The organism is Methanoplanus endosymbiosus, assembly GCF_024662215.1.
Taxonomy (GTDB): domain Archaea; phylum Halobacteriota; class Methanomicrobia; order Methanomicrobiales; family Methanomicrobiaceae; genus Methanoplanus; species Methanoplanus endosymbiosus.
On record NZ_CP096115.1, the window covers coordinates 524,242 to 550,481 of the forward strand.

Sequence of the window (26,240 nt, forward strand, 5' to 3'; positions counted from 1 at the left end):
TACCTAATGGAAATAAACAAGGATGAGGTCTGCATCTTCATCCCCACCCTTAATGAAGGGCCGACAATAGGCGGGCTGATTGGAACCTTCAAAGAAAACGGGTTTAAACATATTCTTGTAATTGACGGCAAAAGCAGTGACAATACTGCGGAAATAGCTGAATATGCAGGAGCAACAGTAATAATACAGGATTCAAAAGGGAAAGGCAATGCAATAATTGAAGCAATAGAATATTTTGACCTCCCATATATACTGATGCTGGACGGGGACGGGACTTATCTTCCGGAAGAAGCGGAAAATATGTTAAAGCCGTTATTTGACGGCTCTCAGCATGTCATCGGAAACAGACTCAATAATTTTGAAAAAGGAGCACTCAGTACCTTAAATCTCTACGGAAATCAGGTTATAAACTATCTCTTCAAAGTGGCACACGGTACATATCTCTCTGACATTCTGTCAGGCTACAGGGCATTTGATATAGAATCAATAAAAAGAATGAAGCTGAAAGAAGCCGGTTTTGAGATTGAGACAGAGATGGCGGTTGAGGCCGTAAGAAATGGCCAGAAAATTTCAGTCGTGGAGATCTCATACTTAAAGCGGCCAGGTACCGAGACAAAGCTTCATCCGTTCAAAGACGGAGCAAAGATAATATCCACAATATTTAAGCTTGCAAGAGTGAGCAATCCAATCTTTTATTTTGGATTTATAGGGTTTATCATTGCAGTATTTGGAGTATTAATCGGGATTTATGTTGTAATCGACTGGTTTTCAAGCATTACCCACACCGAACTTGCAATTCTGACCGTCCTTCTGATTGTTATGGGATTTCAGATCTTCATGTTCGGGGTTATAGCTGATATGCTGGTATCATTTAACAGGGAGATGAGAGATGAGATTCAGAGGCTTCGGCCCCCAAATCCACCCATATAATATATGACCCTGCACGCATGCTCAGCAATTGATGTCAGGAGATAGGCTTCTTTTAGATTACCGGCACAGGCAAATGTCCCGTGCCCCCTGGCTATCGCTACCGGAGATATGCCTATTACAGATGCAATATTGTCTGCAAGTTCTTCTGTGCCAGGTTCTCCGGTTCTGACCGGAATTTTCGGGCAGAGCATCTTTCCCTCACTGTCGTTCGGGATTATTTCATCATAGTAAAAAGAGGCTGCAACCGACATGGCAGGATGGGCATGCACTATCGCAGATACTTCCGGCGATCTGCTGTAGATTCGGTGATGGACACGCCATTCACTCGATGCCCCGTTTTCCGGAATTCCTTTCAGGTCCACAAATTTAAGGTCATCCTCCTCATCAAGATACGAGCCGGACGAGGTTATGAAAAAACCATTTCTGCCGTCATCTGAAACGCCGCGTACACTCATATTCCCAAAATTTCCACCGACAAGACCTTCGGAAAAAAGCCTCACCCCTATCTCTTTAAATTCTTTATTCTGCATATATCACACATCTCCTTATTACAGTATTTTTTCCCGTACTCAACAAACCAACCATGAAATTTCCTGTAACATGAATTGTCCTGAGGAATAACCATTTCAACTGCCTCTTTGAGTTTCCCCTTTTTAAGCGGAATTCCGGCACAGGAACAGATCCTCTCTGTATAGGCATCGATCACAAAACTGTTTCTGTAAAGGGCATAACAGAGAATGCTGTCTGCCGTCTCTTCGCCCACCCCTTTTATCGAGAGGAGATCCCTTCTTATCGTTGCAGTATCCTCCCTCTCCCAGTATCCGGAAATATCTGACTTTTCACAGTAAAATTCAGCAAATGCCTTAAGGCGCTCAGTTTTCATCCGGTAAAATCCCGTGCACCGTATGCACTCCTGAATGGTCTCATCCGGAGCTTTGGATATATCCTCAAATGTGCATATGCCGCATGACTTCAGATTATCAAGGGCCTTTAGTACATTTCGCCATTTTGTCTGCGGCGTAAGGACTGACCCGGCCATGACCTCCCAGGGGAGAGCAGGCCACCATTCAGTATCGCCGAACTCTTCACCAAAAAGAGAGATTATTCCCAGAATCTGCGAATTAAAATATTCATCCGGCATAAAAAAAAGATTGGTTATTCAGATCAGTTTCTCAAGAAAAGCCTTAAGGGTTTCAAGAGGAGTTACGCCTTCAAGGCGGTGTTCAACCTTGCCATCCTTCTCTATTACAAGAGTTGGCACTACCTGTATGCCGTACTTCACTGCAAGCTCCATATTCTGGTCAACATCGATCTTCTTAATCTCTACAGAATCACCCATGAGATTTTTTAATTCATTTAAAATGGGTGTCTGCATCTTACACGGCCCACACCATTCTGCAAAAAAATCCATTAAAATTGGTTTTGACATTATTTGATTACCTCTTTTTAAGAAGATAGTTAAAAAAGGATATAAATTTTTTTATTTGCTAAATTTAAATTATGACGGTTTTTTTGACAAAATTGCCATAATTATCTTTCCGTATGCCGGTCTTGTGATTAATACACCGATTACCACACCAAGTATTGTAACTATTGCAAAACCCTTGAGTGAGGATAAATCCATTACAATAAGTGGGAGCATTGCAAAGACTACTGTAGCCGCTGCCACCAGTATAATTCCAAGTGCCCTGTTTAAGCGCTTCAGATAAACATTAGGAGACGGCACACGGCCCTCATGCAGCACCTCATCGGTGATAACAATGAGCTGATCAATACCTGTACCCAAAACTGCTATGATTCCGGCTATAGCTGCAAGATCAAGCTGCTGAATATATCGTGCAACCCCAAGCAGAATGATTACCTCTACAACATTTGTCATAACCATAGGAAAGACAATTGAAGGTTCATGATAGCGGTAATATACAGTGATTCCAACTGCTATAAGCGCAAGAATTCCTGCAATTATACAGACCATCTTGAAGTAATCACCAAGCGCTGCCGGAACTGATCCTGAACCGGCTATGCTGACATCAACCGGAAGTGCTCCGGCACGCAGGTGAATCTCAAGTTTCTGAGCTTCTTCAAGGCTTTCCTCGCCGCTTCCGGTGGAGGCACTGAGATCACGGACAGTTCCCTTCAGAAGCTTTGAAGCCAGATCTGTTGAGAGAGGGGCATGATAAACCTCATCACCGTCAAGATACATCAGCAGTTCATGATCTTCAGGACTGCTCACAGCACCGTATTTTATTGCAGATGCACGGAATGCAGCCGCACCACTGTCATCAAGTGTGAATGCAACACCCCAGCTTCCACTTCCCGGAGGTGACTGCTGCGGCCTTGAAACACTTGTTACACTGTCTCCAAAGAGAACATGATCTGTCTCTTCACCATCTGTCTGTATCCTTATCTCAAATTTACCCTGGGAACTGACAATGTCCTGTGCAGTCTTAATGTCAGTGCCTGCCAGTTCAATTCTCATATAATGGACTATGCCATTCATTCCGGCGATGGTGTTAATCTTTGCGTCCTTTGTTCCGAGACTGTTTACTTTATCCTCAAGAATTCTCTTGACATCATCTGCTGTATCAGGTGAGACACCCTGATCATAGGATACTATCTCTGCTCCCAGTTCGTCAAAGATTTTACGAAGTTCATCTTCAGAGATATCTTTTCTGATCTCAATCTGATCCTCACTGAAGGGGATCACCTCAGCATCGATCTTCTTTGATAACCCGGCTGCAAATTCATTTGCAGACATATCAGATGAGAATCTTACAACCTCAGAATCAAATGAGAGCTGTATCCACGATCCACCTTCGAGATCAAGTCCGAGCTGAAGATTACCTTCCAGTCCATTGTCAAAATTCGGCGGCAGGATGTATATGCTTGCAATTGAAAAGATGACAAGCAGGACCATGGCAATTACACGCCAGTCTGAAAATATTTTCTTTAAAGTACTGTCTTCATCATTCATTTCCTTCCACCTCTGGTCATGTACCATTTAAGAAGCCCTGCATTGAGCATCCAGGTATTCATAACATCAACAACAAGTCCGATTAGGAGCACTGCGGATATATCCCTGATTATTACAACATTGCCTATAGCCGAGACGATAAACATCGCAAAAACGGCAGTAAAGGTTGTACTGGTCATGATAATTCCGGTCCTGAATGCTCCGGTCATCTTCTCCTCAAGTTTACCCTTACGTTTCAAAAGGCGCGTTGTAAGCAGAATGTCACTGTCAACCGAATAACCGATGAGCATCAGAAGTGCTGCGGTTGTCCCAAGAGAGAGGGTGATTCCGGCAACATCCATAATCGCAGCGGTAATTACAATATCAGAGAGCGCGGAAATTACAACAGCCACTGAAGGGACAAAATTTCTGAATGCCGCAAATACGACTATTGCCATCAGTATAAAGGATATGAGAATTGCCCACAGAGCCTGCCCCTGCAATGTTTTCCCAAACGTTTCTCCGATCTGATCAATCTTTGCTTCAGGATATCCGGAGATCACATGATCTGTCAAATCCCTGAATTCATCATCTCCCATATTCTGAAAGACGATATAATAACCATTGTTTATGCTTTCTCCAATGCTCTGTATCGGATAACCTGAGAAATAACTCTCAATATCCTCTTTTGAATCATCAGAGAAGACAGTCACAGAGATACCTCCTGCAAAGTCAATACCTGGCTCTATCGGCATTCCGGTAGTAAATAAATTGAATGCCAGAAAAAGAACAGATATAATAAACAGACCTGCAGGGAGTGCAACCATCTGCTTTGGTTCATACCTGTTAATATCGTAGGTAAACTTACCCATGAATAATTTTTGTTTTTTAAGTGAATAAACATTGGTATTTATAAGATTCACTTAAATAATCTCAGATTCTTAGATATTTGAGAAAAACAATAAATTATTGGCATAATAATAAATTCAAAGGCCGTATTTACCCGAAACCGGCAGACTGAAAAAATTAAAGATCGTTACAAATTTAAGAAAGGTATAAATACAATTCAACCAAATAAAGAAATTATGAGGTCAGCGGCCGATCTAAAAAAAGAGATTGAGAAACGTCTCAAAAATTATCTTTCAAGAGATAAAGACGGCATACGTCGTGAGCTGCTGAATATCTTCGTCAGGGTTAAATCAGTGACTGTTGAAGATACACATAATAAGCTTAAAGAAAGATTTGCAATATCTTATCAGTCTGTTGCATCAATGATTGGAATTATTGCCTCAAAGATGGGCATTCTCCACATTATTAAATCAAGGGATAATGATCAGACGCGGTATGTTCTAAAGGATCAGTATGCCGATCTGGTGGCGCGTGTCGTTGACATAAGCACCTGAACTATTACAAAACTATTTTTAACCAAGTTTCAAATAATATGGAAATGATTTTTGAAACAGCAGATTTATCTAAAAATTATATTTCAGTCTCTGATGAAGTAGAGAGGTATATAAAAGACCGCAGATGCGATTTCAGGGTATGTACATCATGCGGAGGGCCGATAATATTATCCACAATGGTAAAGCCTGCCAAATCATCCGACCTTGAAATTCCGGTGGGCGACTATACCCTGTATATATCAATATATCAGGCAAGGTATATTGACAGAATAGATATGAATATGATCCCAAAGTATTCTGATTACTTCTAAGATTTTTCGGAGATTAGATGACATACAATGCCTTTTGAAGAGATAGATCACACTGCGGATTATATGTTCAGATGCTCCGGCAGGACATATGATGAATTATTCACCTCTGCTGCCGAAGCTATGTTTACCCTGATGTTTGATTCCCGGAAATATGCCGGCATATCAAGGAGGATATCACTTGATGCAGTATCTCCTGAATCACTGCTTGCAGATTTTTTATCTGAAATTCTGTTTATATCAGAAGTTGACGGAATTGTCTTTTCAGATGCTGTAATCTCTGTTGAAAACTCTGATGGCAGGTATGTACTCTCTGCACAGGTTAAAGGGGAGAGTTTTAACAGCGACCTTCATGCCGGAGGAACGGAGATAAAAGGGATATCAAGATCAGAGATGAATATTATTAATAGAGACGGGACTTATTACACAGACATAATCTTTGATGTCTGAGGATAGATCAATGCTTGACGGAATAAAAAGAATCAACGAATTTGAATGGGAAATTGAGAAAGGTTTTGTCCCGGAGATGAGAGTTCCCGGTAAATTTTACCTCTCAGAAACCCTTTCAGAGACCCTTGAAGAGGGTGCAGTCAGACAGCTCGCAAATGTCGCCACAATGCCTGGAATTGTCAGATATTCCCTTGCAATGCCGGATGTCCACTGGGGATATGGTTTTCCCATAGGCGGAGTTGCGGCATTTAATATGGAGGAAGGGGTGATCTCGCCGGGCGGTGTTGGTTTTGATATTAACTGCGGTGTCAGGCTTTTAGCCCTCCCTATAACAAAGGATGACTTTTCCGGAATTAAAGGCATTATTAATCAGCTATTTGATACAGTCCCGACAGGAGTCGGAAACAAGAGTGCTCTTAGGCTCTCTGAAAAAGAGCTTGAAGATGTCATGACAGAGGGTGCAGGATGGGCCGTAAATAACGGTTATGGCACTAAAGATGACATTATACGATGTGAAGACGGAGGGTGTATTGATGGTGCTGATACTGAACATGTGAGCAGGAAAGCGAGGCAGAGAGGCATGCCGCAGTGCGGCACGCTTGGTTCAGGCAATCATTTTCTTGAGATACAGTCGGTGGATGAGATCTTTGATGACGGGGCAGCGGAGAAGTTCGGCCTTGTCAGAGATCAGATCTGTATAATGATCCACTGTGGTTCAAGAGGTCTTGGTCATCAGGTCTGCACTGACCATTTAAAGGATCTTGAGGCTGCATCAAAAAAATATAATATTAAACTCCCGGACAATCAGCTCGCCTGTGCACCACTGAAGAGTCCTGAAGGTAAGGCATATCTCTCTGCAATGGCAGCCTCTGCAAATTACGCCTGGGCCAACAGGCAGATAATCACCCACCTTGTACGGGAAGTAATCTGCAAAAAACCCGGCATTGAGTATGACGATATAAAACTCATCTATGATGTGACGCATAATGTCGCTAAATTTGAAGAGCATATTGTAGACGGGAAGAAGCAGACACTATGCGTGCACAGAAAGGGTGCAACAAGGGCTTTTGGTCCGGGATCTCCCGGACTTCCGCCGGAGCTTGACAGTACAGGCCAGCCGGTTCTTATTCCGGGCAGCATGGGCACACCGTCATATGTTCTTAAAGGAACAGAGAAAGCGATGGAATGCACATTCGGAAGCACCTGCCACGGTTCAGGGCGTATTATGTCACGATCACAGGCAAAAAAGAGCAGTGACGGATCAGATATAAAAGAAGAACTTGCCGGAAAGGGAATATATGTCAGGGCCACAAGTAACAAAGTAATTGCCGAGGAATCTCCACAGGCCTACAAATCGAGCAGTGAAGTGGTAAGAACTGTGCACAATGCCGGGCTGTCACTGAAGGTTGCAAAACTTACACCTATGGGAGTTATCAAAGGATGAAATCCAAAGCCGGAATAGCATGGGAATGTGAAGGGTATATTCACAGATATCTTGGCGACTGCGGGATAAACTGTGAAGCTGTAACCCCTCAGCTTATGGCAGCGCCGTTTTTCAGGGGGAATTTTATTGCAGTGATCATCCCGACAGGGTTTGCAAATCCGGTTTATTCCGGACTTTTGCCCGCTCTCAGGGCATCTTCGGAGAGAATAAGGAAGTTTGTGCAGAAAGGCGGCAATGTTATGGTCTTTGGGGCGATGACCGATAAGCCTAAGGTATATGACTGGCTGCCCTTTGAACTTGAGTATAATTATGAGTATTTCTCATCCGGAATTTTGGTGAGGGAGGACCATCAGTTCTCCTCGGTAATGGATGATTTTGATATTACAGACCTTGAAATGGACGGATATTTCTCAGGTTATGGAGGAAATCCCCTTGCAGAGACGAGGGACGGTAAAGCAGTCATGATAGCTGAAAAGTATGGTGACGGCCATTATCTTGTCACATCCATACATGAATTTCCATCCAGGGAATTTCTGAAAAAATTCTGCTCCGGCGATGCGGAAATTTTATTTTAAATAAGACTTATTTTACTTAGTGGAGGATTTAAATTTGAACAAAAACAGAATTAGTGAAGATTCTGATTCATCTGATATTCTGCCGGTTGCAATGGCTGTGCACAGGATAACAGGGCTGCCTGCAACTGCAAGGTCACAGAATAAGAGAGGGGTCAGAATAGAAGAAGGAAATGTTGTTGATGATGACTATTCAGGCCCTGTGCTTGAAGAGGCTATTAAAGCCAACAGCCTGCTGAAGACAACCCCTGTAACCGGCCAGTACAAAGGTGTGCCTGTAATCGTTGCTCCGGTAAGGAACGGGGATAATGAAGCTGTTGCGGCAATTGGTGTGGTTGATATTACAGGAATCTTTGACCTTGCAACCCTGATGGAGCATCAGTCGGTAATCTTAAAGCAGGTCTGCGGCATGAGCCCATGCCCTCTTCCTGACGAACAGACTTCAGCAAAAAGGTAATTGTAATGAATGAAACTGCATTTAAAGTACTGGAAATCCTTGAAAACGGCCAGAATTCTATATCGGGCGAGGAGATCAGCAAAAAACTGGATATTACCAGGTCCGCAGTATGGAAGTGCATAAACGAATTAAAATCTCTTGGTTATGAGATAGAATCATCAAGAGCAGAAGGCTACAGGATTATAAGTTCTTCTGAAAAACTTCTCCCGCATGAAGTTTCAAAATATCTGAAGACTGATTTTATAGGCAAAAATATCAGTTATTTTCAGAGTACGCCATCCACAACATGGATTGCAAAGGATCTCTGTAATAAGGAAGATCCCGATGATCTAAACGGGACTGTTATAATTGCTGAAGAGCAGACCGGAGGTACGGGCAGGCTTGGCAGGGCCTGGTTCTCACCCGAAGGCGGGATATGGGTAACAATAATTTTAAAACCGGACATTCCCATTGACAGGCTCTTCTTTGTAACAATGGCCGGATCAATTGCTGTGGCACGTGCAGTACGGCGGCTGTATGGTATAGGCGCACTGATCAAATGGCCTAATGACATCTATATCGGCGATAAGAAGTTATCCGGCATACTGCTTGAACTTGCAGCAGAGGCTGATCAGATCCATTACTGCCTTCTTGGCATAGGTATTGATGCAAATATTAAGACCGATCAGTTCCAGAGCGGCCTTAGGACACCTATCACATCTATCACAGAGGAGATGGGCCATGATATTAACCGTGCAGAACTGCTTGCAGTAATCTTAAAGGAATTTGAGAGAAGATATCTGCTGATTGAAGACGGAGAGTATGATTCCATTGTCAGGGAATGGAAGAGTCTCTCACTTACAATTGAGAAGAGGGTTAAGATAACCACCCCACGAAGAACATTTGAGGGCGAAGCCATTGATATTGATGAATACGGGGCACTTATCATCAAAAAAGACAATGGGATGATAGAGAAGGTAATTTCAGGGGACTGCACGCCTATCTGAATCAATCCCAATCCTAATCCTAATTTACAGCAAAAACCAGAATAAAATATAGAATATTCTCTGGTGAACTACCTCTGGGCTAAAGACCAAGGGGATTTACGCTAAATTTTTAAATCTGAATGAATATGAGAGAATAGTATGAAAATCTTTTTTGTCAACCGGAACAAAAAATATGGTTGACAACAGGTGAAAATGTTAACATGTACGGCGATGAGAGAAGAACCCTTCTGATTACAGGAACAGCGGCTTTTATTGCCTTAATGGCAGTAGGGGCAAATATAGTCATACCAATGTTTCCTGTGCCCATTACACTCCAGACACTTTTTGTACTCCTTGCAGGTGCTGTAATGAAAAGATATGCCGTAATTCCGGTCATATTATATGTCATCCTCGGTATTGCCGGGCTTCCTGTATTCCATCAGTTCGCATCCGGGCCGGGTGTGCTGATGGGGCCGACAGGAGGTTATATGGCCGCCTTTATTCCGGCTGTTGTCATTGTCGGGCTTGCATATGAGAGAAAAAACCGGAATTTAAGAATATTATCGCTTGTCTTTGCATCTATGCTCATTCTCTTCTGCGGAACCCTGTGGATCTCGGTCTCATCCGGAATCACAGTTCTTCAGGCAGCAGTTGTAGGATTTCTGCCGTTTGTATTCGGTGATCTGATAAAGTCCGGTGCTGCCTTTATTATTGCAGAAAGGCTTGATGAGAGATAGTGTGGTATCATTCAGAGCGGTATTATTCAGGATGGTATTATCCAAAGGAAAACCCGGTTATTCCCGGATTATTCCCGGATATAACAACTAAAAAAAGATCAGTCTGAGAGATTCAGCCGGATTGTGAGTGAAATTACTGAGATATGATAGAGATAAACGGCCTGAATCATGGCATTCTGAATATTGATGAAGCTATAATTCCGGAAGGGATAACAGCAGTTGCCGGCAGAAACGGCAGTGGAAAGAGCACACTGTTAAAGCTTGTCTCAGGCCTTAAAATCCCTGACTCAGGAAGTATTCATATTGACGGAAAAAATCCCCGTAAACTGGATACAGGTTATGTATCCGAATATCCGGATGATAACAGCATCTTCGGGATGGTATATGATGAGATAGCTTCATCACTGAGATTTAAGCATGCGGGCTGCGATGAGACTGACAGGAGAGTTACAGAGATCTCATCGCTCTTTGAGATCAGCCACCTCCTGAAAAGGGAGATAAGAACCCTTTCCGGCGGAGAAAAGGTGATGGTCGCCCTCGCTTCGGCATGTGCAGACCGTCCGGATCTCCTCGTAATTGATGAACCGGATTCACATCTTGACAGGGAGTCAGCAGAGATATTCTTTGAAAGTGTACTGAATACAGGTTCAGAACATATCATAATCTGCACCCACAATATGGAGACTGTATCAAAAGCAGACAATATGATCTTTTTAGAGAGCGGCAGAATAAAATTTCAGGGCACTCCGGAAGAAATATTCGCAAATTTTCTGAAAAAAACCTGTTTTTATCCGCCATTGTGGAGATTTAAGAAATGAAGCTCACCCTGAATAATATCACCATAAAAAACGGTGACTTTATCCTGAAGGCAGACGGGGAATTTGGGAGGGGAATTCATCTCATTACCGGAAAGATCGGCAGTGGAAAGACATCCCTTGCTATGGCAGTAGCGGGATTTCTGAAAATTTCCGGGGGCAGGATGGATAAGTCAGGCATATCTTCAGAGATCTACTCTATGCAGAATCCTGAGCATCATGTAACGGCAGACAGGGTGAGAAAGGAGATCATATCGTGGGGTCTTAAACCGGAATTTATCACAGATAAATATGGTTTTGAAGAAATTGCGGATGACGATCCAGTGCTTCTCTCAAGGGGTGAGTTAAAAAAACTTGAACTTGCCTGCATTATAGAGAGAAATCCTGACCTGCTCCTTCTTGATGAACCATTCAGCTCGCTTGACTGTGTGGAAAAGAAGAGATTCATCAGTGGTCTTCCTGACCGGAAAGATCAGATAACCATAATATTTACACATGAACAGGCTGTACTGCCAAAGGCTGATTATATCTGGGAGACGGAGAAAGGCCGGCTTATCTGCCACGGCAAAACTCCGGAAGCGATACTGAAATGGAAAAATCCCCCGCAATATATAACAGAGGCGATAAGCAGAGGGATAATTCCGGACAATATTACCATTGATGACGTTATGGAGGCATTATGCAGGATGCAAGAGTGAGGTTTTTTTCAGTCATACTGCTCTCTATAGCGGCTTTCACCGGATATGCAGGATCAGCTCTCGCATTTCTCTGGTGGCTTCTCTTCTCTGAGAGGAGGCGTTCACTTCCGGAACTTAAGTTCTTCGCCGGAATTATAGCCATGATCTCTGCCATATCCCTGCTTATGTACATGCAGGGGCTTAACGGCCCGGAATATTTTGTTAAGATGGCCGTTATTCTGCTCATTGCATTTTATGCCTGGTCTGAATTTGTGCCGGGAGAATTTCTGAATATAATGGTCTGGCTTTTTGGCAGCAGGTATGGATTTGAACTTGGAATGATAGCTGAGCTGTCTCTCGAAAATATCAGAAGAATCAGTTATGACATCTCAAAGGCACGCATGGCACTTAAGATAAAATATGAGAAGCAGAAGATCAAAAATATCATTCCGGTTGCAGGAAATATCACCATTCAGGCGGTCAGAAGGTCATATGAACAGGCAGGAATTCTGGCAATGAGAGGGTACAGCCACGGAGGAAGTTTACGTCCTTCATTTAAGACTTCAGGAAAAGATATTGCAGCAATGCTCTTCTCAGCCGGCTTTTTTAGTATTTCAATACTACTGGGGATATTTTAATACTTAACAGATACAAGTAAATAAAGGCTAAAATTCGATTATACAATATCCTTTATTCCCCTGTTTACCGGAGGTAATTTATGAGTGTGACAAATCCTTTAAAAATAACCGACACTACTCTCAGAGATGCACATCAGTCCTTAATTGCCACGAGGATGAGGACTGAAGATATGATCTCTCTCGCCCGGGCAATTGACAAAATAGGCTTTTTTTCCGTTGAAGCCTGGGGAGGGGCTACTTTTGACAGCTGTATCAGATACTTAAATGACGATCCATGGCAGAGACTTTCCGATCTGAATGACGTTTTGGAGAATACTCCAATCCAGATGCTTCTTCGCGGGCAGAATCTTGTAGGATACAAACATTATCCCGATGATGTCGTTGTAAAGTTCATAGAAGCGGCGGGCAGAAACGGCGTTGACATATTCAGGGTCTTTGATGCGCTCAACGACATACGGAATATGGAAAAATCAATGGAGACTGTAAAGGACATAGGCGCACATCTTCAGGGCACAATCTGCTACACAACAAGTCCTGTACATTCAAATGAAAAGTTCATTGAAATGGCAGAAGATCTCTATGCAAAGGGCAGTGACTCAATCTGCATCAAAGATATGGCCGGACTTATTATGCCCGATGATGCGAGGGACATCATAACCGGCATAAAACGGACAATTGATATTCCGGTCGGCCTTCATTCACACTCCACAAGCGGAATTTCACCTATGAGTTATCAGGCGGCAATTGAAGCAGGGGTCGATATTCTTGATACTGCAATGTCACCCTTTGCAATGGGAACATCCCAGCCGCCGACAGAGAGCATTGTTGCAAGTCTCATCGGAAGAGAGAGGGACAGCGGCATTGATCTCTTAAAGCTGAGGGACGTAAGGAACATATGCCTGAAGATCAGGGACAAATATGGCGGGCTTATTGATCCCATCTCAGAACTTGTTGACAGTGATGTGCTGATATATCAGCTCCCCGGCGGAATGATCTCCAATCTGGTCTCGCAGCTCAAAGAGCAGAATGCACTTGACAGAATTGAAGAGGTCCACAAAGAGATCCCGAAGGTCAGAGAAGATCTCGGATACCCACCACTGGTTACACCGACAAGCCAGATTGTAGGTACACAGGCGGTCTTAAATGTCCTGATGGGCGGCGAACGGTATTCCAATATCACCCAGGAAGTCAAGGATTATGTAAGAGGACTCTATGGCAAACCTCCGGGAATAATTCCGGATGAAATCCGCCTGAAGATAATCGGTGAGGAGAAGCCATATGAAGGAAGGCCCGGAGATCTCCTATCACCGGCATATGATAAGATGGCAGCTGAGGCACGTGAAGGAGGATTTGTCAGAAAGGATGAGGATATTCTTACATATATCCTCTACCCTGCAATTGCACCGTCATTCCTGAAAGGAGAGAGGAAACAGGAGTTAATTCCAAAGAAATCAGCACCTGCCAAAGCTTCCGTCCCGGAGATTCCAAGCTGCATGGAAGTTGAGGTTGACGGGGAGATCTTTGCAGTCAGGATTTTATCTGTTGAGGGCAGTGCCATTGAATCACAGAAGAGCATGGGGCAGAAGAAGATACCGCATACCACGATAAAAGGCGGTGTTAACAGCAACATGCAGGGAATGGTTTTAAAGATTGAGACAAGCATCGGTGCACAGGTCAAAGCCGGAGATGTTCTTGTTGTTCTTGAAGCGATGAAGATGGAAAATCCGATTAAATCGCCAAGGGACGGCAAAGTAACTCAGATATTTGTTGATTCAGGCGACACTGTGCAGAATGGTGATGTTCTGCTGGTGGTTGAATGAGATATTTTAATAAAATTCTTATTGCTAACAGGGGTGAGATTGCAATCCGTGTCATGCGTGGATGCAGGGAGCTTGGAATTGAAACCGTTGCAGTTTATTCTGAACCTGATAAGAATTCACTTCATGTAAAGTATGCAGATGAGGCATATCCGGCAGGTGAGGCGCACCCTTCCAAAAGCTACCTGAATAAGGAGAAGATAATCAGTATCGCAAAAAAATGCGGTGCTGAAGCTATTCATCCGGGATATGGATTTTTAGCGGAAAATTCAGAATTTGCAAGGCTCTGTGATGAAGAGGGCATTGCCTTCATAGGCCCGTCTTATAAGACCATTGAGAAGATGGGATCAAAACTTGGATCCAAGCATATGGTATCATCAGCAGGTGTGCCTGTGCTTCCATATACGCATGACGGTGTCCGCTCAATTGATGAGGCAAAGAAGATCTCCTCAGAGATAGGCTATCCTGTAATTGTCAAGGCAAGTGCCGGTGGCGGCGGCATTGGTATGCAGATTGTAGAGGATGAATCCGGCCTTGAGGAAGCAATAGAGAAGGGTATGAGGATTGCCAGATCTGCATTCGGAGATGAAACCGTTTTTATTGAGAAGTACCTTGTCAAGCCGAGGCATATCGAACTTCAGATCCTCTGTGATCAGCAGGGCAACAGGGTGCACCTTTATGACAGGGAGTGCTCAATTCAGCGAAGGCATCAGAAACTTGTGGAAGAGGCACCATGCCCCATAATGACCGATGAGTTAAGGGAGAAGATGACAGGGTCTGCACTGAAGGTCGCAGAGGTTTCAGGGTACTATAATGCAGGCACTGTTGAGTTCCTGTATTCAAATGGTGAATATTATTTTATGGAGATGAATACACGCCTTCAGGTCGAGCATACTGTCACTGAGATGGTTACCGGAATTGATCTCGTAAAGCAGCAGATACGGGTGGCCTCAGGTGAAGATCTGGCAATATCACAGGACGATGTTAAACTGCACGGCCATGCCATTGAGTGCCGGATTAATGCAGAAGATCCTCTGAATAACTTTACAGCTGATCCCGGAAAGATAGTCAGATACAGATCTCCGGGTGGGCCTGGCATCCGTGTGGATTCCGGAATTCACATGGGATATACAATTCCTCCGATGTACGATTCAATGATCTCAAAGCTCTGTTCATGGGGTTTTGACAGGGAAGAGAGCATTAACCGTATGAGAAGGGCAATATATGAATATGTTATTCTTGGTGTGAAGACTACCCTGCCGCTCCACCATGCAATTATGAATAACAGCCAGTTTATTGAAGGGAAAACACATACTCATTTCCTCACTGAAGAGCATGTTAAGAAGAATCTTGCAATGTACTTAAGAGAGGAAGAGACAAGAATGCAGACACTTGCAGCATCAATGAGGCTTGGTAAGGAGGCCGCTGCAATAACTGCTGCTGTAAATGTCTATGTTCAGAACATAAGGAATAATTCCGACAATTAATATCCTTTTTTTATGCAATACAGTTAATGTATTGATTATATCTTAGATTTTTTTTAGTTCTGGTTTGGCAACCGGAATATTGGTGTCTTAAAAAAGAGAGTTGGTTTATTTCCCAAGCCATTCGTTTACAAGGTCAGGATTGTTTTTGATCCACTTTGAAGCGGCTTCAGTCACATCCATTCCTTCATTGACATCAAGCATTATTGATTCCATGTCGGATGATTCCCAATGGTAACGCTCAAGGAATTCATAAAGTTCAGGATAATCATCTTTGAACCCTTCTCTTGTGAAGGTTGTAATGTGCTCTATGCCGCCATAGACATTCTCCGGATCGTCAAGATATTTAAGATCCCATTTTACAAACATCCAGTGGGGGGACCAGCCTGTAACAACAATTGGCTCCTTTTTATCGAGAGCTGATTTAAGTGCAGTACACATTGCAACTTCACTACCGGAGGAAACCTCATAGTCAAGGCCATACTCTTCAGCTGCGATCTCTGTGCTCTTCATAATACCTGCACCAGGCTCAATTCCGACTATTGCTGAATCGAATATATCAGAATGATCCTTTAGTTCTTCAATTGAATTAACATCAACATATGCAGGGACTACAAGTCCGCATCTTGTGCCGACCATGTTTTCTGAGACGAGAACCATGTCGTCCTTGTACTTATCATAGTACTGACCGTGGCATGTCGGCAGCCAGGCACCTACGAAGAAGTCTCCGGAACCTGAGGCTATCCCCTGAAATGCAAGCCCGACATCGACTACTTTAAGGTCAACATCATAGCCGTTTGCATCAAGTACCTGTTTAATGACATTTCCGCTTGAGAGTTCGGTGTCATATGGGGTTGAGACTAAGACAACTTCTTTGCTGCCTGAATCTGCTGCACTTCCTGTATTGCTTTTATCTGATGATTCGGTGCCGGTACAGCCGGCAGCCAGAACAATAGCGAGACAAACCAGAAAGATTATTGAAAATTTTTTGATTCCTTTATAAATCACAATTACACAACCAGATTAAATCAGTCCGAAGGAAGAATTTTTTTTCTGCATCTGTTACAGTTATCCTCCGGACATAATGTGTGGCCGGAAAAATTGTTCCGGAAATTCTTTTGATTATAAGAATAAACAGAATTTTCCAGCATTTATTCTGTTATTCCGGAATAATACACATTATGTTATTAGCGTTACAAAAAGCATTATATATGTGTTGTCTTTGACATTTTTTAAATTTGGCCTCTATATTGCTTTATTTCAAAATTTAAGGACATATCCCGATTATATTCATATTGTAAGAACCGGAAACCATTAATATTGTGTTTTATTGTGTGTGTATCTCCTAAAACGAAATTAAAGGAGTTATTTTCCATAAATATCAATATTAGCAGGATATTTTCCAGTATATTAAATAATATCAGTATAGTTACGCACAATATGAATATAAAGGCCTTATGGCTCCCAGATCCGGATAATCCCCCCAAAAACAGGTCTGATAGGAATATAGCGGATAGTCTGTGCTTTTCGGATAACCGGTCGCGCACAGAAAAATCTCCTGATTTTCTGTTTAGAAATGAAATTTCAGAGTGTGTAACCGGTGGTATTTCTGTCTCAGACATCTGTTCTCTGAGAGTCTAAGTCAGAATTTAGTGAACTACCTCCGGGCTAAAGACCCAGAGGATTTACGCTAAATTTTTAAAATGATAAAAATATAATATAAATTCAGTGCAGAGTGGGGTTTTCAGGTATGAAGTGCCTGAACTGATTTATGGAAGTACTGTGGTCGTATGGATGAGACAATAAAGATCGAAGGAAACTGGCAGATCCGGAAATCCGGTGGTTATGATATTAACAGGGATTTTCCCGGACTTTTAACTGTTAAGCCATATGATTATGCAGTGCTTGAATGCAGTATTTTCCGCTCCGGAGCTGATGGTATTGGTGCAGATAGAGTGTATTCTCCGGATGGCAGTAAATACTGCATAATTAACAGGGTTCCTCTTATCTCCGGAAGAGGAATCAATGGTTCGGAAATAACCCTTGTCAATAACAGAATGGTCTATAAAGAGAGATTGCATTCTTTTCCTGGCAGAGAAGACAGCGACAGTAATATTCTTTTTCTCCCGGAGATTGTGATAGATGGTTATAACTTTAAGGATAATGATGAGATTAAATTCTGCAGGGTTGTGCTGGTTCCGGATGATTTTGTTAACTGGGTTGGTTTTGGGCATTTTTCCGGAGATGGTGATAACGGTATAATCATTTATTCTTCCAGAGACTTTAAAATAAAAATCAAAGTGTGTGGAGGTGAGTCTGAGTATAATTTAGTTATTGAATATCCGGAGGAGAAGATATTAACAGATATCATCTCTGATCTTCAGGTTATTCAGAATATGATCACATTTTTTATGAATAAACCGGCATTTTTTATTTCAATTACGGGAGAGCATGAGAAAAATCCTTATTTGTCTGATTATGCCGGTGAGAAAATTATGAGCAGTTGCACTATTTATTTTAATAATAACAGGCTTACGAACCGGAAATTTACTGATTATTCCCGTTATGGCAGTTTTTTGATTTCTTTTGATGAGCTGGAGGATTTTTCGGGAGATATTATTGGACGTTGGAGAGAATTTTGTGAAAATTACGTTTCAATGGTGAGGCTTTATTTTTCTGTTGTCTTTAATCCGGAGATGTACACAGAAAATGTTTTTCTGGGATTTACGGAGTGTATTGAGATTTACCACCGGAAGAATGACTATTTTAAGGATTATACTACTGATCCTGAGGAATATAAGGAAAGGACTGATGCAGTAAAGAGACTTCTTGGTGAGAAGCATATCTTTACAAAGAAGGTACGTGAGTCCATTGTAAATACCCTGAAGTTTGGAAATAAACCAAATCTTGAGAACCGGTTAAATGATATATGTGATCATTTCGGGGTCTATCTTGAGGCACATATACCGGATTTTAAGGAGTTTTCATCTGCTGTTTCGGTTAACAGGAATTATATTGCACACAGGGATGCTAAGGAAGATTTTTCATATGCAGAGGGGACTGAACTCTGCGGTTTTGTTGCAAAGCTTGAAATGGTAATATATGTGATATTTCTTCATGAGTGTGGTTTTGAACCGGAATTCATAAAGATAGCTTTGAGCAGGTTTATGAAACGAAAGGCTCTGGAATGTTTTGGTTGAATTAAGGGTATATATATGAAAAAAATTCTTATTAATGCCAGATATGAGGATTATCCGGGTCTAAAGCCCCTTCTGGATGGGTACCTTCATGTTGACAATGAACAGAAGAATTACGTTGAAGTGAGAGTCTTTGTTCCTGATGCCGAGATTAACGATGCAATAGAGAAGCTCAGGCAGCCGCTTGATCTGAGGTATAAAGAGTCACTGATTGTAGTTTCAACTCCGGATTTTGTTATCTCGTCTGCACTTCAGAGGGCAGAGAAGAAGGTCAGTACAGGTCTTAAGACTCCTGTTGAAAAGCTGATTGATACGGCTAAGGACTATACAAAAATTGATTACTGGTATCTTGCCCTGGCCGGTATTGCAGGACTTATTGCACTTATGGGCCTGTTTCTCAATAATGTTGCAATAATTATCGGGGCAATGCTTTTATCTCCGATTCTTGGCCCGATTCATTCATTTGCGATCTATTCTGCTACCGGAAAGGTAAATGAGGCATTAAGGAGTATTTTTGTTCTGGCTGTAAATCTTGCGCTCATCTTCCTGCTTGCTCTTACTGCTACATTTTTAATGTCGCTTTTCACCGGATTTTTTACGGGAGCTGTTCTTAATCTCTCTCTGACTGAGGAGATTATGATCAGGACAATCTCAAACCCGATATACATAATTATGGCAGTTCTTCTGGGTATTGCGTCAATAATTGCACTTACTAAAAACATATCCGAACTTATTGCCGGAGTCGCGGTTGCTGCGGCACTGCTTCCGCCGACGGTCGTTGCCGGAATTACTGTTGTTCTTTTGCCGGAGAGATCTCCGGGTGCGGTGCTTTTAGTCCTGGATAATGTAATCGGGCTTATTGCCGGTGCGCTCATTGCCACACTTGCACTTAAGATTGCGCCGAGAAAAGGCAGTGATATTAAGACTGCAAAGAGTTTCATCCGGAGAAGTATTATTCTGATACTGATTTTAATCGGCATTCTGGCCGTTTCATCAATAATGATTTGATTTTTGCCGGAATTTTTATGGATGGTGATCCTGGATATACAAAATATCCGTGATCTCGTTTATGGGTAGAATTACTGTATCATGTCTGAAGATGCAATAATTCCGGAGAAAAATTGAAAGTCAAATCATAACTTTTAACTGTTTAAAGATCCTTTTTGTTATGCACACTGTGTGTAACTGCCGACAAACAGAATTTAGTTGCTGTCGTGGCCTAGTCGGTTAGGGCGCCAGACTCATAGGGTTTTGAGCACATTTCGGAGGCGCTGATATCTGAGATATCTGGAGGCCGTGGGTTCGGATCCCACCGACAGCACTTTTAAGCCAGATTTACTTTTGTTTTTCGATTCTAAGCCCATCCTGACGTTTTTCTAATTACTACGTTAACTTTAACGTTAATAAATGTTTCTGCTCTCTCACTGCTCTGATTTTTTTATGTCATACCCCAATCGCGCAGAACTTCGTACTAAAAAACAGTATTCTGAAGTTCTTTTGTTCAGATATCTGAGTCGCCGCAGATGGTTTGTGTAGGCGGTATATGGGATATGTCTGAGTTATGCGCCGGATTATATGCGCACTTTTCTGTGGCGAATTATAGTGAATTATCCTTAATCTGCTCCTGATTCTGTGGATAGTCCATGTTATCTGCAAAAGGATTTTGTTATGGAGCTGTGATGAATTTATACCGGATTTTGTGGTGTCATGGTGAATCTGTGACAGATGTGTGAACAGTGCCCGGACGCTTTGGTCCTGACACATGTAAATTACTATAAAATGCTGATATTTTGATTTAACGTTAAAATTAACGTTAAATTCTGCCGGAAAAATTTTTAACGTTAATTTGTGAGACAATTGTATCTGAATATCTGATAAGACATCATCCAGGTATCCGGAAGGAAGTTTAAGGAGAGGGTTTCTTCCGGGGATGTTTTGGTGGAGGAAAACAGGCGAACGGTGGCTTATAGGGAACAGTCTGGGGGACATTCATTTCCCGGTGACTGAAGCGAAATCATACTGTTAGTGAAAGGATTCTGTTTCCTTTTTGGGAATGCCTGTGGCCTTCATTTCCGGGTTTTAAGCTGATGAAGAAGAATCAGAGATATTCAGATTATAATAACGAACCGGTTGTCATAATGAAATTCCGGATGTGATAACCGGAATTATAGATCAAGAAGATCTCTTATCAGTTCTTTTATGCATTCCAAGTCTGTTTCCGACAATATGCCGTTTTTTTTGATAAATCTCTCTTTATCAAGTGCTGAAATTTGAAAACAGAGTGCAAAGCTTAACCTTGAAAGACCATTTTTTGAGTCTGGTCCAACCATATGGGTATGGGGAAAGCGGGCGGCTTTTTCTGAAGTTGTAAATGGGACAACTGTGTACATTCCAACCGATTCTGCAAGAATGACTGCCGGACGTATGCCGGACTGCTCATGCCCGCGGGTACCTTCAGGTTCAATCAGCCATACTTCTCCGGACTTCCTGAAATTCATTTAAATTCCTTCATTGATTTCAGGGAGGCACGCTGCATCGGCCCGGTCTCTTCTTTAAGCCAGTCAAGATCTTCTAAAGTTGGTTCAAACAAAAACTCCTTTGCTTTTGATATTCCTTTTGCGATTTTTGTATCCGGATAAAACCCTTTCTCCTGTTTTACTATTCCAAAAGCTTCGATGGGTGATTTGCCCAGATTTTCGGTCAGATAGGCATATGTTGCTCCTATCTCAAGAAGAGACGGACTTTTTTTAAAGAGGCTGTCAAGTGCATTGACTGTTATTTTCTCATCTTCCGATAATGTGGTATCGGTGATGAGATTTTTAAATTCGTGATTGTAGTTATAGTAATCCCTGGTAAACTCTTTGGAGTATGAACCCCTGATATTCAGTCTGAAGGGATAATTCAGGTTCATGCCTTTTAACTGAAGCATGCAGATAATCTTTTGTGCTGCCAGTTTCTCTTCAAATCTGTTGCAGTCAATGGGAAATTTCATTTCCTTAAAGACTGCAACGGCTTTCTTCCAGTCGCCCATTTTATTTCTCCTCTCCTATGAGCATAACGAGCCATTTTTTTATTTTATTCCATTCTTCAAGGCCGGACGGGGTAATGGTATATAATTCAAGGTTCTCTTTTGATTCAAATGGTACTTTTTGCATCCGGAGATAACCCATATCTGTGAGTGCGTTTAAATTTGAATAGGTTGAACCGTCATTTCCGATATTAAGACCGTTTTTTATCTGTCTTGCTGTTGCTCCGTCTTCACCAAGTTCAGATAAGGCCCAGAGTATTTTTATCCGGATTAGTGAGAATAATTTAGAGTTTAAATTCCCGGATTCATCTACAATTTCAAGAAATTTTTCTTCCATGTGTCTCCACGCACCCGTTATACTTTTTGTAATATGATTATTCATAATAGTAACTTGAAGTTTAAATTAATTTTTGAAGAAACATTGTTCATAAAAATGGGGCCGCATGAGGTCATGCCGGAAGCCTTCACCATAGCAAAGGGCCGGGGGTATTCAGATTAATGACGGGCTGGTTGTTTTACTGAAAAGAGGTTTTCCGAAGCAGTGCCTTCTTTTACTTACCAGGTATTCTAAACGCCCAATACCTCTGATTACCTCAGAGTCACCCGGCTGCTCTCACCCGCGTATCACAACCCTGCGGGAGGGAGGGAATGTAAATGAGGGGGTATGTTTTTTTCGTTGAATTTACCGGATACAGACCACCTCATTCACAGGCAGATGACAATGACCCCCAGGAAAGCCGCACTGTAGTAAAACGCAGATGCAGGTGTTAGAAAACTCAAAAAAACATAGCCTGACATAACAGGTGAAAGGACAGTAAAAAGGAAATTAAATAGCATAGGGAGCAGTCACCTCCAAACTATACCACTTTGGATATTAAGTTAGTAAAATGTGTACATGATCCACATAATAAGTTGCAATAATGTGTACTTTACACACATAATATATACTTAAAGGTGCAAAATTCATTTCATGAAGCGGCTCATTTACGGTACTCTGCTTGAATGGAAAGAGAGTGAGGATCGTAAACCGGTTATTCTTGAAGGAATCCGGCAGTGTGGGAAAACCTGGATATTAAAGCATTTTGGCGAGGCGGAATTTAAAGATGTCGCATATTTTAACTTTGAGTATGACGACCGTCTGCAAAAAGTATTTGATGGTGACCTGAATGTTTCAAGAATTATCAAAGACCTTGGCATTCTGAGGAATAAATCCATCCGGCCTAAAACAACCCTCCTCATATTAGACGAAATCCAGATCTGCCCCCGTGCGATAACTTCTCTCAAATATTTCTGCGAAAACCTCCCCGGACTCCATATCACTGCCGCCGGTTCCCTGTTGGGAGTGGCTGTTGCACAGATGGGAAAAAACATCTCATTTCCGGTTGGTAAGGTGCAGATGCTTAAGATGTATCCTCTTAGTTTCCCGGAATTTCTCCTGGCAAAGGATGAAGAACTCCTTTACGGGTACCTGAGTGATTTGTCCCATGACGAAGAGATATCCTCTGCATTTACCGGCAGACTGGAGGAGGCATATCGTGAATACCTGATCACCGGAGGTATGCCGGAGGTTGTCAGCTCATGGATAAATAACCATGACATCGTAGCTGTAGAGACGATACAAAGCGAAATTCTCAGTGATTATGAAAAGGATTTTGTGAAATATGCATCTGTATCCGAATTTCCAAAACTTACCCTTATCTGGAACGCTATCCCTGCACAGCTTGCAAAGGACAATCAGAAATTTATATTCTCCCACGTTAAGCATGGAATGCGTGCACGCGATCTGGAAGATTCCCTTCAGTGGCTTATCTCGGCAGGCCTCATATATAAGGTCGGGAAGATTGAGCGGCCATATATTCCGGTTACAACATATGCGGACACTACATACTTCAAGATCTATTTCTCAGATGTAGGTCTTTTACGCAGGATGAGCAAATTTCCGGCAGATGTAGTTTTTGACACTTCTTCACTGACCGCCGACATGCGGGGTATTCTCACAGAAAATTTCGTGCTGACAGAACTGATTGCAAACGGATTCCAAAGGCCTTATTTCTGGAAATCCGGCGGGATTGCCGAGGTTGATTATATCATACAGGAGGGTATCGATGTCATTCCGGTAGAGGTTAAATCAGCAAAAGGGACCCGTTCAAGAAGTCTTACAGAGTACAGGAAAAAATACAGACCAACTGTTGCCATCCGGACCAGCCTTAATAATATTGCCAGACATTCGGATGAATACGGTGAAGTCCTGGAGATGCCATTATACCTTATCTGGAGATTAAAGGCATATATCTGAAGATTTACTATTTGCTGATTTTTTATCCGGAAATAACAGTTCAGGAATTATTTTTGAAGGTGGAGTCAATCTGCCGGTGCCCTGATTCCCTAAACTCTTTTGTGCCGGAAAAGGCTGCCGGGATTCCTGGGGGATGTTTTGGCCTCTCTGCTGATGCCGGTTAGGTGTGGTCCGGCCGGAGGTTTAAGGGCCAGGTAACTTCAGAAGAGGTTTTGGGGGTTTTGGAAAGGCAGGGTGTTTTTGTTGATGGACGGAAGTGCGGCGGGGAGCTGCTTTGGGCCTGAGTTTTTGAGGAGAGGGTTGGTTTTGATGTCTGCTTTTCTCCGGTTGAGACTTTGATTGGGGAAGAAGATTGAGGGGTTTTGGAGGGGGTGAGGTATTGAGGCATAGGCTTCTGCCGCAGCAGGAGGCGCAGTGGCGTAGTTCACTTTGTTATCCATCCCAACTTAACTTGTATCATAATCAGTAAGTGTATATGTCCGGTTTTTGCTCTCACCGACTCTTCTTTCCAGTAGCTGAATGGTTGCCGGCATATTGAGATTCTGATTAATCAAATCTGCTTTTTCAATTACAGAGTCCACTCTGCCTGAGATAATTTCCTCTGAATTATCTTCAAAAAATTCAAAAATCCTTTTTTTAGGGAGATAACCGATAAAATGACCTTTCAGTGTGATCTCTTCCTGACGTATATTGTCCTCACTGAGTCTGCTTTCACTTTGACGAATCTGACCTACATCGGTGAAACCAAAGGCATCTCCTTTTGACTTCAGTGTGCATATAGCATCCTGATCTGCAAGAGTTTTTAAAAATTCACGAATGGTTTTAATCGCCCGTGGATCAGCTTCCGATAGTGCTTCGTTCAACTCCTCATCAGTTCCGGTTGACGCTTTGAATATCGCCATAGTTGTACTTATAGCAAGTTCGACAGGAGAGGGTTCATTGTTTAACTTAGGATTTTGTGACACTTCTTCTATTACAAATCCAAATGACCCCCTGGTTGTTCCGGTTATCAACATCTTATATTCTTCACGGTTTGGCAACATACCCCGCGATCCCAGAGTGTCTGTCTGACTTGCTCCGACTGCTGCGACTGCATCAGTGAATAGTCTGATGGCATTTCCTCCAAAGTCTGCCTGAACTCCATGGCTGTTGATAACAGGAGCGCCCCGGAATGTTATACTGAATTGAGCAGGATTATAAAATTGACTCTCAAATGAGGCAAGTGAGGCCTCAATATCATCTTTTCTGGATTCCAGACTGAGTCGCTCAATGACGCTGGACCTTGGTAGTTGTATAAGCATTTTATTTAATGTGGATAACTCCGCTTTTAAATGCTGATAATTCTGATTGGTCATCATAAAGAATCCTCCTCTTTCATCATTGCATCAAGGTTGCTCATAGCAACCTGATCTTCTTTACCGGAAAGTTCTATTTGTATAAATCCTTTCCACTGTCCGTCTCTTCGGTGTGACCAGATGCTGTACCAATACGTGATTTGCCTGATAAGCATCTCGTATTCATCTGAGTTTAATTGTACAAAATATGCATCAACATTATATTCATCTTTCGTCCTTTTGGGGTTGAAGAGATCTTGGTTAGAGGATAAAAGGGTCTCCTGACTTGTTTCTTCAGGCAGAATAAAAAATGTGACAAGATCGATATCATTGGGATTTCTTTCTTCTGTTTTCTCAACATTTTCAAGGAAACTTCCATCAATCCACTGAAAGCCTTCAGTAAGCCCTGATTCATGCAGAGCAGAACGGAAATTCATAAAACCTTTTATGATCTCTCTACGGTGTTTGGTATTTGCAAACCGGAGAATTAAGTCAGTTAAAGAGATTGAATAGGGGGACCTTTCAAAACCTGTTGGATCAGCCATATTTATGGGTGGTAAAATCCCGTCAGTGTTCCAGTCCGGTATCACGTCTTTATTCATTAACGTCTCCTTTGAAAGTTCTGCTTTTACTCATTATTTTATCCCCTATGTGATTTCTTTCTGTTTTCTGAATATCTCTGCCAGTTTTATGATCCATATAGAATCTGACTAAGGGTTATTGAGTTGTATTTAG

29 protein-coding genes and 1 tRNA gene are annotated in these 26,240 nt (G+C 42.2%); 18 read left to right on the plus strand and 12 right to left on the minus strand.

Annotated features, from left to right (window positions below):
* Positions 1–6 precede the first annotated feature (6 nt).
* On the plus strand, positions 7–930 hold the full coding sequence (gene aglJ, locus L6E24_RS02115; protein WP_257743085.1) for an S-layer glycoprotein N-glycosyltransferase AglJ: 924 nt from the start codon (positions 7–9) through the stop codon (positions 928–930).
* On the opposite strand, the gene L6E24_RS02120 is transcribed toward aglJ, so the two are convergent.
* The 5 genes from L6E24_RS02120 to L6E24_RS02140 all read right to left on the minus strand — a co-directional run bounded on the left by L6E24_RS02120 (position 897) and on the right by L6E24_RS02140 (position 4,755).
* A complete protein-coding gene (locus tag L6E24_RS02120; RefSeq protein WP_257743086.1) occupies positions 897–1,460 on the minus strand; it encodes a class II aldolase/adducin family protein in 564 nt (187 codons plus the stop codon). The genes aglJ and L6E24_RS02120 overlap by 34 nt on opposite strands.
* On the minus strand, positions 1,433–2,071 hold the full coding sequence (locus L6E24_RS02125; RefSeq protein WP_257743087.1) for an endonuclease III domain-containing protein: 639 nt from the start codon (positions 2,069–2,071) through the stop codon (positions 1,433–1,435). The genes L6E24_RS02120 and L6E24_RS02125 overlap by 28 nt, the downstream gene beginning before the upstream one ends.
* An 18-nt stretch (positions 2,072–2,089) precedes the next feature.
* Positions 2,090–2,359 carry a thioredoxin gene (trxA, locus tag L6E24_RS02130; RefSeq protein ID WP_257743088.1) on the minus strand — a complete coding sequence of 90 codons (270 nt, stop codon included), beginning with the start codon at positions 2,357–2,359 and terminating at the stop codon, positions 2,090–2,092.
* A 69-nt stretch (positions 2,360–2,428) separates the two neighbouring features.
* Entirely contained in the window at positions 2,429–3,904 is a 1,476-nt protein-coding gene (locus L6E24_RS02135; protein WP_257743089.1) for a preprotein translocase subunit SecD, read from the minus strand.
* A complete protein-coding gene (locus L6E24_RS02140) occupies positions 3,901–4,755 on the minus strand; it encodes a protein translocase subunit SecF (RefSeq protein ID WP_257744063.1) in 855 nt (284 codons plus the stop codon). Before L6E24_RS02140 ends, L6E24_RS02135 begins: the two co-directional genes overlap by 4 nt.
* A 213-nt stretch (positions 4,756–4,968) precedes the next feature.
* Here L6E24_RS02140 and L6E24_RS02145 point away from each other — a divergent pair, with 213 nt between their 5' ends.
* The 13 genes from L6E24_RS02145 to L6E24_RS02205 all read left to right on the plus strand — a co-directional run bounded on the left by L6E24_RS02145 (position 4,969) and on the right by L6E24_RS02205 (position 15,653).
* On the plus strand, positions 4,969–5,286 hold the full coding sequence (locus tag L6E24_RS02145; protein ID WP_257743090.1) for a DUF2551 domain-containing protein: 318 nt from the start codon (positions 4,969–4,971) through the stop codon (positions 5,284–5,286).
* 44 nt (positions 5,287–5,330) lie between these two features.
* Entirely contained in the window at positions 5,331–5,597 is a 267-nt protein-coding gene (locus L6E24_RS02150) for a hypothetical protein (protein ID WP_257743091.1), read from the plus strand.
* Positions 5,598–5,624: 27 nt separating this feature from the next.
* Positions 5,625–6,044: an archease gene (locus L6E24_RS02155; protein WP_257743092.1), complete on the plus strand. Its 420-nt coding sequence runs from the start codon at positions 5,625–5,627 to the stop codon at positions 6,042–6,044.
* Positions 6,045–6,054: 10 nt separating this feature from the next.
* A complete protein-coding gene (locus L6E24_RS02160; protein ID WP_308219163.1) occupies positions 6,055–7,488 on the plus strand; it encodes an RtcB family protein in 1,434 nt (477 codons plus the stop codon).
* Positions 7,485–8,063, plus strand: a complete 579-nt coding sequence (locus L6E24_RS02165; RefSeq protein WP_257743093.1) for a hypothetical protein — start codon at positions 7,485–7,487, stop codon at positions 8,061–8,063. Before L6E24_RS02160 ends, L6E24_RS02165 begins: the two co-directional genes overlap by 4 nt.
* A 34-nt stretch (positions 8,064–8,097) precedes the next feature.
* The gene (locus L6E24_RS02170; RefSeq protein WP_257743094.1) at positions 8,098–8,517 is read left to right on the plus strand and encodes a DUF2111 domain-containing protein; all 420 of its coding nucleotides are present in this window, start codon (positions 8,098–8,100) and stop codon (positions 8,515–8,517) included.
* Positions 8,518–8,522: 5 nt separating this feature from the next.
* Entirely contained in the window at positions 8,523–9,503 is a 981-nt protein-coding gene (locus L6E24_RS02175; RefSeq protein WP_257743095.1) for a biotin--[acetyl-CoA-carboxylase] ligase, read from the plus strand.
* Between the two features lie 176 nt (positions 9,504–9,679).
* Positions 9,680–10,219 carry a biotin transporter BioY gene (locus tag L6E24_RS02180; RefSeq protein WP_308219136.1) on the plus strand — a complete coding sequence of 180 codons (540 nt, stop codon included), beginning with the start codon at positions 9,680–9,682 and terminating at the stop codon, positions 10,217–10,219.
* A gap of 143 nt (positions 10,220–10,362) precedes the next feature.
* Positions 10,363–11,037: an energy-coupling factor ABC transporter ATP-binding protein gene (locus L6E24_RS02185; RefSeq protein ID WP_257743096.1), complete on the plus strand. Its 675-nt coding sequence runs from the start codon at positions 10,363–10,365 to the stop codon at positions 11,035–11,037.
* The gene (locus L6E24_RS02190) at positions 11,034–11,732 is read left to right on the plus strand and encodes an ATP-binding cassette domain-containing protein (protein WP_257743097.1); all 699 of its coding nucleotides are present in this window, start codon (positions 11,034–11,036) and stop codon (positions 11,730–11,732) included. The genes L6E24_RS02185 and L6E24_RS02190 overlap by 4 nt, the downstream gene beginning before the upstream one ends.
* Positions 11,714–12,349, plus strand: coding sequence for a hypothetical protein (locus tag L6E24_RS02195; protein WP_257743098.1), 636 nt, complete (start codon positions 11,714–11,716; stop codon positions 12,347–12,349). The genes L6E24_RS02190 and L6E24_RS02195 overlap by 19 nt, the downstream gene beginning before the upstream one ends.
* 80 nt (positions 12,350–12,429) lie before the next feature.
* Positions 12,430–14,169: a pyruvate/oxaloacetate carboxyltransferase gene (locus L6E24_RS02200; RefSeq protein WP_257743099.1), complete on the plus strand. Its 1,740-nt coding sequence runs from the start codon at positions 12,430–12,432 to the stop codon at positions 14,167–14,169.
* Positions 14,166–15,653 (plus strand): acetyl-CoA carboxylase biotin carboxylase subunit, encoded by a 1,488-nt coding sequence (locus tag L6E24_RS02205; RefSeq protein ID WP_257743100.1) that lies wholly within the window; start codon positions 14,166–14,168, stop codon positions 15,651–15,653. The genes L6E24_RS02200 and L6E24_RS02205 overlap by 4 nt, the downstream gene beginning before the upstream one ends.
* A 105-nt stretch (positions 15,654–15,758) precedes the next feature.
* Here L6E24_RS02205 and L6E24_RS02210 read toward each other — a convergent pair whose 3' ends face one another.
* Positions 15,759–16,658 (minus strand): glycine betaine ABC transporter substrate-binding protein, encoded by a 900-nt coding sequence (locus L6E24_RS02210; RefSeq protein ID WP_257743101.1) that lies wholly within the window; start codon positions 16,656–16,658, stop codon positions 15,759–15,761.
* A 782-nt stretch (positions 16,659–17,440) separates the two neighbouring features.
* Between L6E24_RS02210 and L6E24_RS02215 the strand changes: the two genes are divergently transcribed.
* The 3 genes from L6E24_RS02215 (at position 17,441) to L6E24_RS02225 (ending at position 20,168) form a co-directional block, all read left to right on the plus strand.
* On the plus strand, positions 17,441–18,850 hold the full coding sequence (locus L6E24_RS02215; RefSeq protein ID WP_257743102.1) for a HEPN domain-containing protein: 1,410 nt from the start codon (positions 17,441–17,443) through the stop codon (positions 18,848–18,850).
* Between the two features lie 15 nt (positions 18,851–18,865).
* Positions 18,866–19,855 carry a TIGR00341 family protein gene (locus tag L6E24_RS02220; RefSeq protein WP_257743103.1) on the plus strand — a complete coding sequence of 330 codons (990 nt, stop codon included), beginning with the start codon at positions 18,866–18,868 and terminating at the stop codon, positions 19,853–19,855.
* Between the two features lie 200 nt (positions 19,856–20,055).
* Positions 20,056–20,168 (plus strand) — tRNA-Met (locus tag L6E24_RS02225).
* 844 nt (positions 20,169–21,012) lie between these two features.
* On the opposite strand, the gene L6E24_RS02230 is transcribed toward L6E24_RS02225, so the two are convergent.
* Genes L6E24_RS02230 through L6E24_RS02240 form a run of 3 tightly spaced genes read right to left on the minus strand, consistent with a single transcriptional unit; the run spans position 21,013 to position 22,212 of the window.
* Entirely contained in the window at positions 21,013–21,345 is a 333-nt protein-coding gene (locus L6E24_RS02230; RefSeq protein WP_257743104.1) for a type II toxin-antitoxin system PemK/MazF family toxin, read from the minus strand.
* Entirely contained in the window at positions 21,342–21,878 is a 537-nt protein-coding gene (locus tag L6E24_RS02235) for a hypothetical protein (RefSeq protein ID WP_257743105.1), read from the minus strand. The genes L6E24_RS02230 and L6E24_RS02235 overlap by 4 nt, the downstream gene beginning before the upstream one ends.
* Before the next feature lies 1 nt (position 21,879).
* Positions 21,880–22,212, minus strand: a complete 333-nt coding sequence (locus L6E24_RS02240; RefSeq protein ID WP_257743106.1) for a transcriptional regulator — start codon at positions 22,210–22,212, stop codon at positions 21,880–21,882.
* 633 nt (positions 22,213–22,845) lie between these two features.
* Between L6E24_RS02240 and L6E24_RS02245 the strand changes: the two genes are divergently transcribed.
* Positions 22,846–24,171, plus strand: coding sequence for an ATP-binding protein (locus L6E24_RS02245; protein WP_257743107.1), 1,326 nt, complete (start codon positions 22,846–22,848; stop codon positions 24,169–24,171).
* Positions 24,172–24,371: 200 nt separating this feature from the next.
* On the opposite strand, the gene L6E24_RS02250 is transcribed toward L6E24_RS02245, so the two are convergent.
* Genes L6E24_RS02250 through L6E24_RS02260 form a run of 3 tightly spaced genes read right to left on the minus strand, consistent with a single transcriptional unit; the run spans position 24,372 to position 26,107 of the window.
* Positions 24,372–24,611 (minus strand): hypothetical protein, encoded by a 240-nt coding sequence (locus L6E24_RS02250; RefSeq protein ID WP_257743108.1) that lies wholly within the window; start codon positions 24,609–24,611, stop codon positions 24,372–24,374.
* Positions 24,612–24,617: 6 nt separating this feature from the next.
* Positions 24,618–25,529, minus strand: a complete 912-nt coding sequence (locus L6E24_RS02255) for a hypothetical protein (RefSeq protein WP_257743109.1) — start codon at positions 25,527–25,529, stop codon at positions 24,618–24,620.
* A complete protein-coding gene (locus L6E24_RS02260) occupies positions 25,526–26,107 on the minus strand; it encodes a DUF6932 family protein (RefSeq protein WP_257743110.1) in 582 nt (193 codons plus the stop codon). Before L6E24_RS02260 ends, L6E24_RS02255 begins: the two co-directional genes overlap by 4 nt.
* Positions 26,108–26,240 lie beyond the last annotated feature (133 nt).

Coding starts and splice junctions, on each gene's coding strand:
- aglJ (WP_257743085.1), top strand. CDS start 7: ATGGAAATAAACAAGGATGAGGTCTGCATCTTCATCCCCACCCTTAAT.
- L6E24_RS02120 (WP_257743086.1), bottom strand. CDS start 1,460: ATGCAGAATAAAGAATTTAAAGAGATAGGGGTGAGGCTTTTTTCCGAA.
- L6E24_RS02125 (WP_257743087.1), bottom strand. CDS start 2,071: ATGCCGGATGAATATTTTAATTCGCAGATTCTGGGAATAATCTCTCTT.
- trxA (WP_257743088.1), bottom strand. CDS start 2,359: ATGTCAAAACCAATTTTAATGGATTTTTTTGCAGAATGGTGTGGGCCG.
- L6E24_RS02135 (WP_257743089.1), bottom strand. CDS start 3,904: ATGAATGATGAAGACAGTACTTTAAAGAAAATATTTTCAGACTGGCGT.
- L6E24_RS02140 (WP_257744063.1), bottom strand. CDS start 4,755: ATGGGTAAGTTTACCTACGATATTAACAGGTATGAACCAAAGCAGATG.
- L6E24_RS02145 (WP_257743090.1), top strand. CDS start 4,969: ATGAGGTCAGCGGCCGATCTAAAAAAAGAGATTGAGAAACGTCTCAAA.
- L6E24_RS02150 (WP_257743091.1), top strand. CDS start 5,331: ATGATTTTTGAAACAGCAGATTTATCTAAAAATTATATTTCAGTCTCT.
- L6E24_RS02155 (WP_257743092.1), top strand. CDS start 5,625: ATGCCTTTTGAAGAGATAGATCACACTGCGGATTATATGTTCAGATGC.
- L6E24_RS02160 (WP_308219163.1), top strand. CDS start 6,055: ATGCTTGACGGAATAAAAAGAATCAACGAATTTGAATGGGAAATTGAG.
- L6E24_RS02165 (WP_257743093.1), top strand. CDS start 7,485: ATGAAATCCAAAGCCGGAATAGCATGGGAATGTGAAGGGTATATTCAC.
- L6E24_RS02175 (WP_257743095.1), top strand. CDS start 8,523: ATGAATGAAACTGCATTTAAAGTACTGGAAATCCTTGAAAACGGCCAG.
- L6E24_RS02185 (WP_257743096.1), top strand. CDS start 10,363: ATGATAGAGATAAACGGCCTGAATCATGGCATTCTGAATATTGATGAA.
- L6E24_RS02190 (WP_257743097.1), top strand. CDS start 11,034: ATGAAGCTCACCCTGAATAATATCACCATAAAAAACGGTGACTTTATC.
- L6E24_RS02195 (WP_257743098.1), top strand. CDS start 11,714: ATGCAGGATGCAAGAGTGAGGTTTTTTTCAGTCATACTGCTCTCTATA.
- L6E24_RS02200 (WP_257743099.1), top strand. CDS start 12,430: ATGAGTGTGACAAATCCTTTAAAAATAACCGACACTACTCTCAGAGAT.
- L6E24_RS02205 (WP_257743100.1), top strand. CDS start 14,166: ATGAGATATTTTAATAAAATTCTTATTGCTAACAGGGGTGAGATTGCA.
- L6E24_RS02215 (WP_257743102.1), top strand. CDS start 17,441: ATGGATGAGACAATAAAGATCGAAGGAAACTGGCAGATCCGGAAATCC.
- L6E24_RS02220 (WP_257743103.1), top strand. CDS start 18,866: ATGAAAAAAATTCTTATTAATGCCAGATATGAGGATTATCCGGGTCTA.
- L6E24_RS02230 (WP_257743104.1), bottom strand. CDS start 21,345: ATGAATTTCAGGAAGTCCGGAGAAGTATGGCTGATTGAACCTGAAGGT.
- L6E24_RS02235 (WP_257743105.1), bottom strand. CDS start 21,878: ATGGGCGACTGGAAGAAAGCCGTTGCAGTCTTTAAGGAAATGAAATTT.
- L6E24_RS02240 (WP_257743106.1), bottom strand. CDS start 22,212: ATGGAAGAAAAATTTCTTGAAATTGTAGATGAATCCGGGAATTTAAAC.
- L6E24_RS02245 (WP_257743107.1), top strand. CDS start 22,846: ATGAAGCGGCTCATTTACGGTACTCTGCTTGAATGGAAAGAGAGTGAG.
- L6E24_RS02250 (WP_257743108.1), bottom strand. CDS start 24,611: ATGGATAACAAAGTGAACTACGCCACTGCGCCTCCTGCTGCGGCAGAA.
- L6E24_RS02255 (WP_257743109.1), bottom strand. CDS start 25,529: ATGATGACCAATCAGAATTATCAGCATTTAAAAGCGGAGTTATCCACA.
- L6E24_RS02260 (WP_257743110.1), bottom strand. CDS start 26,107: ATGAATAAAGACGTGATACCGGACTGGAACACTGACGGGATTTTACCA.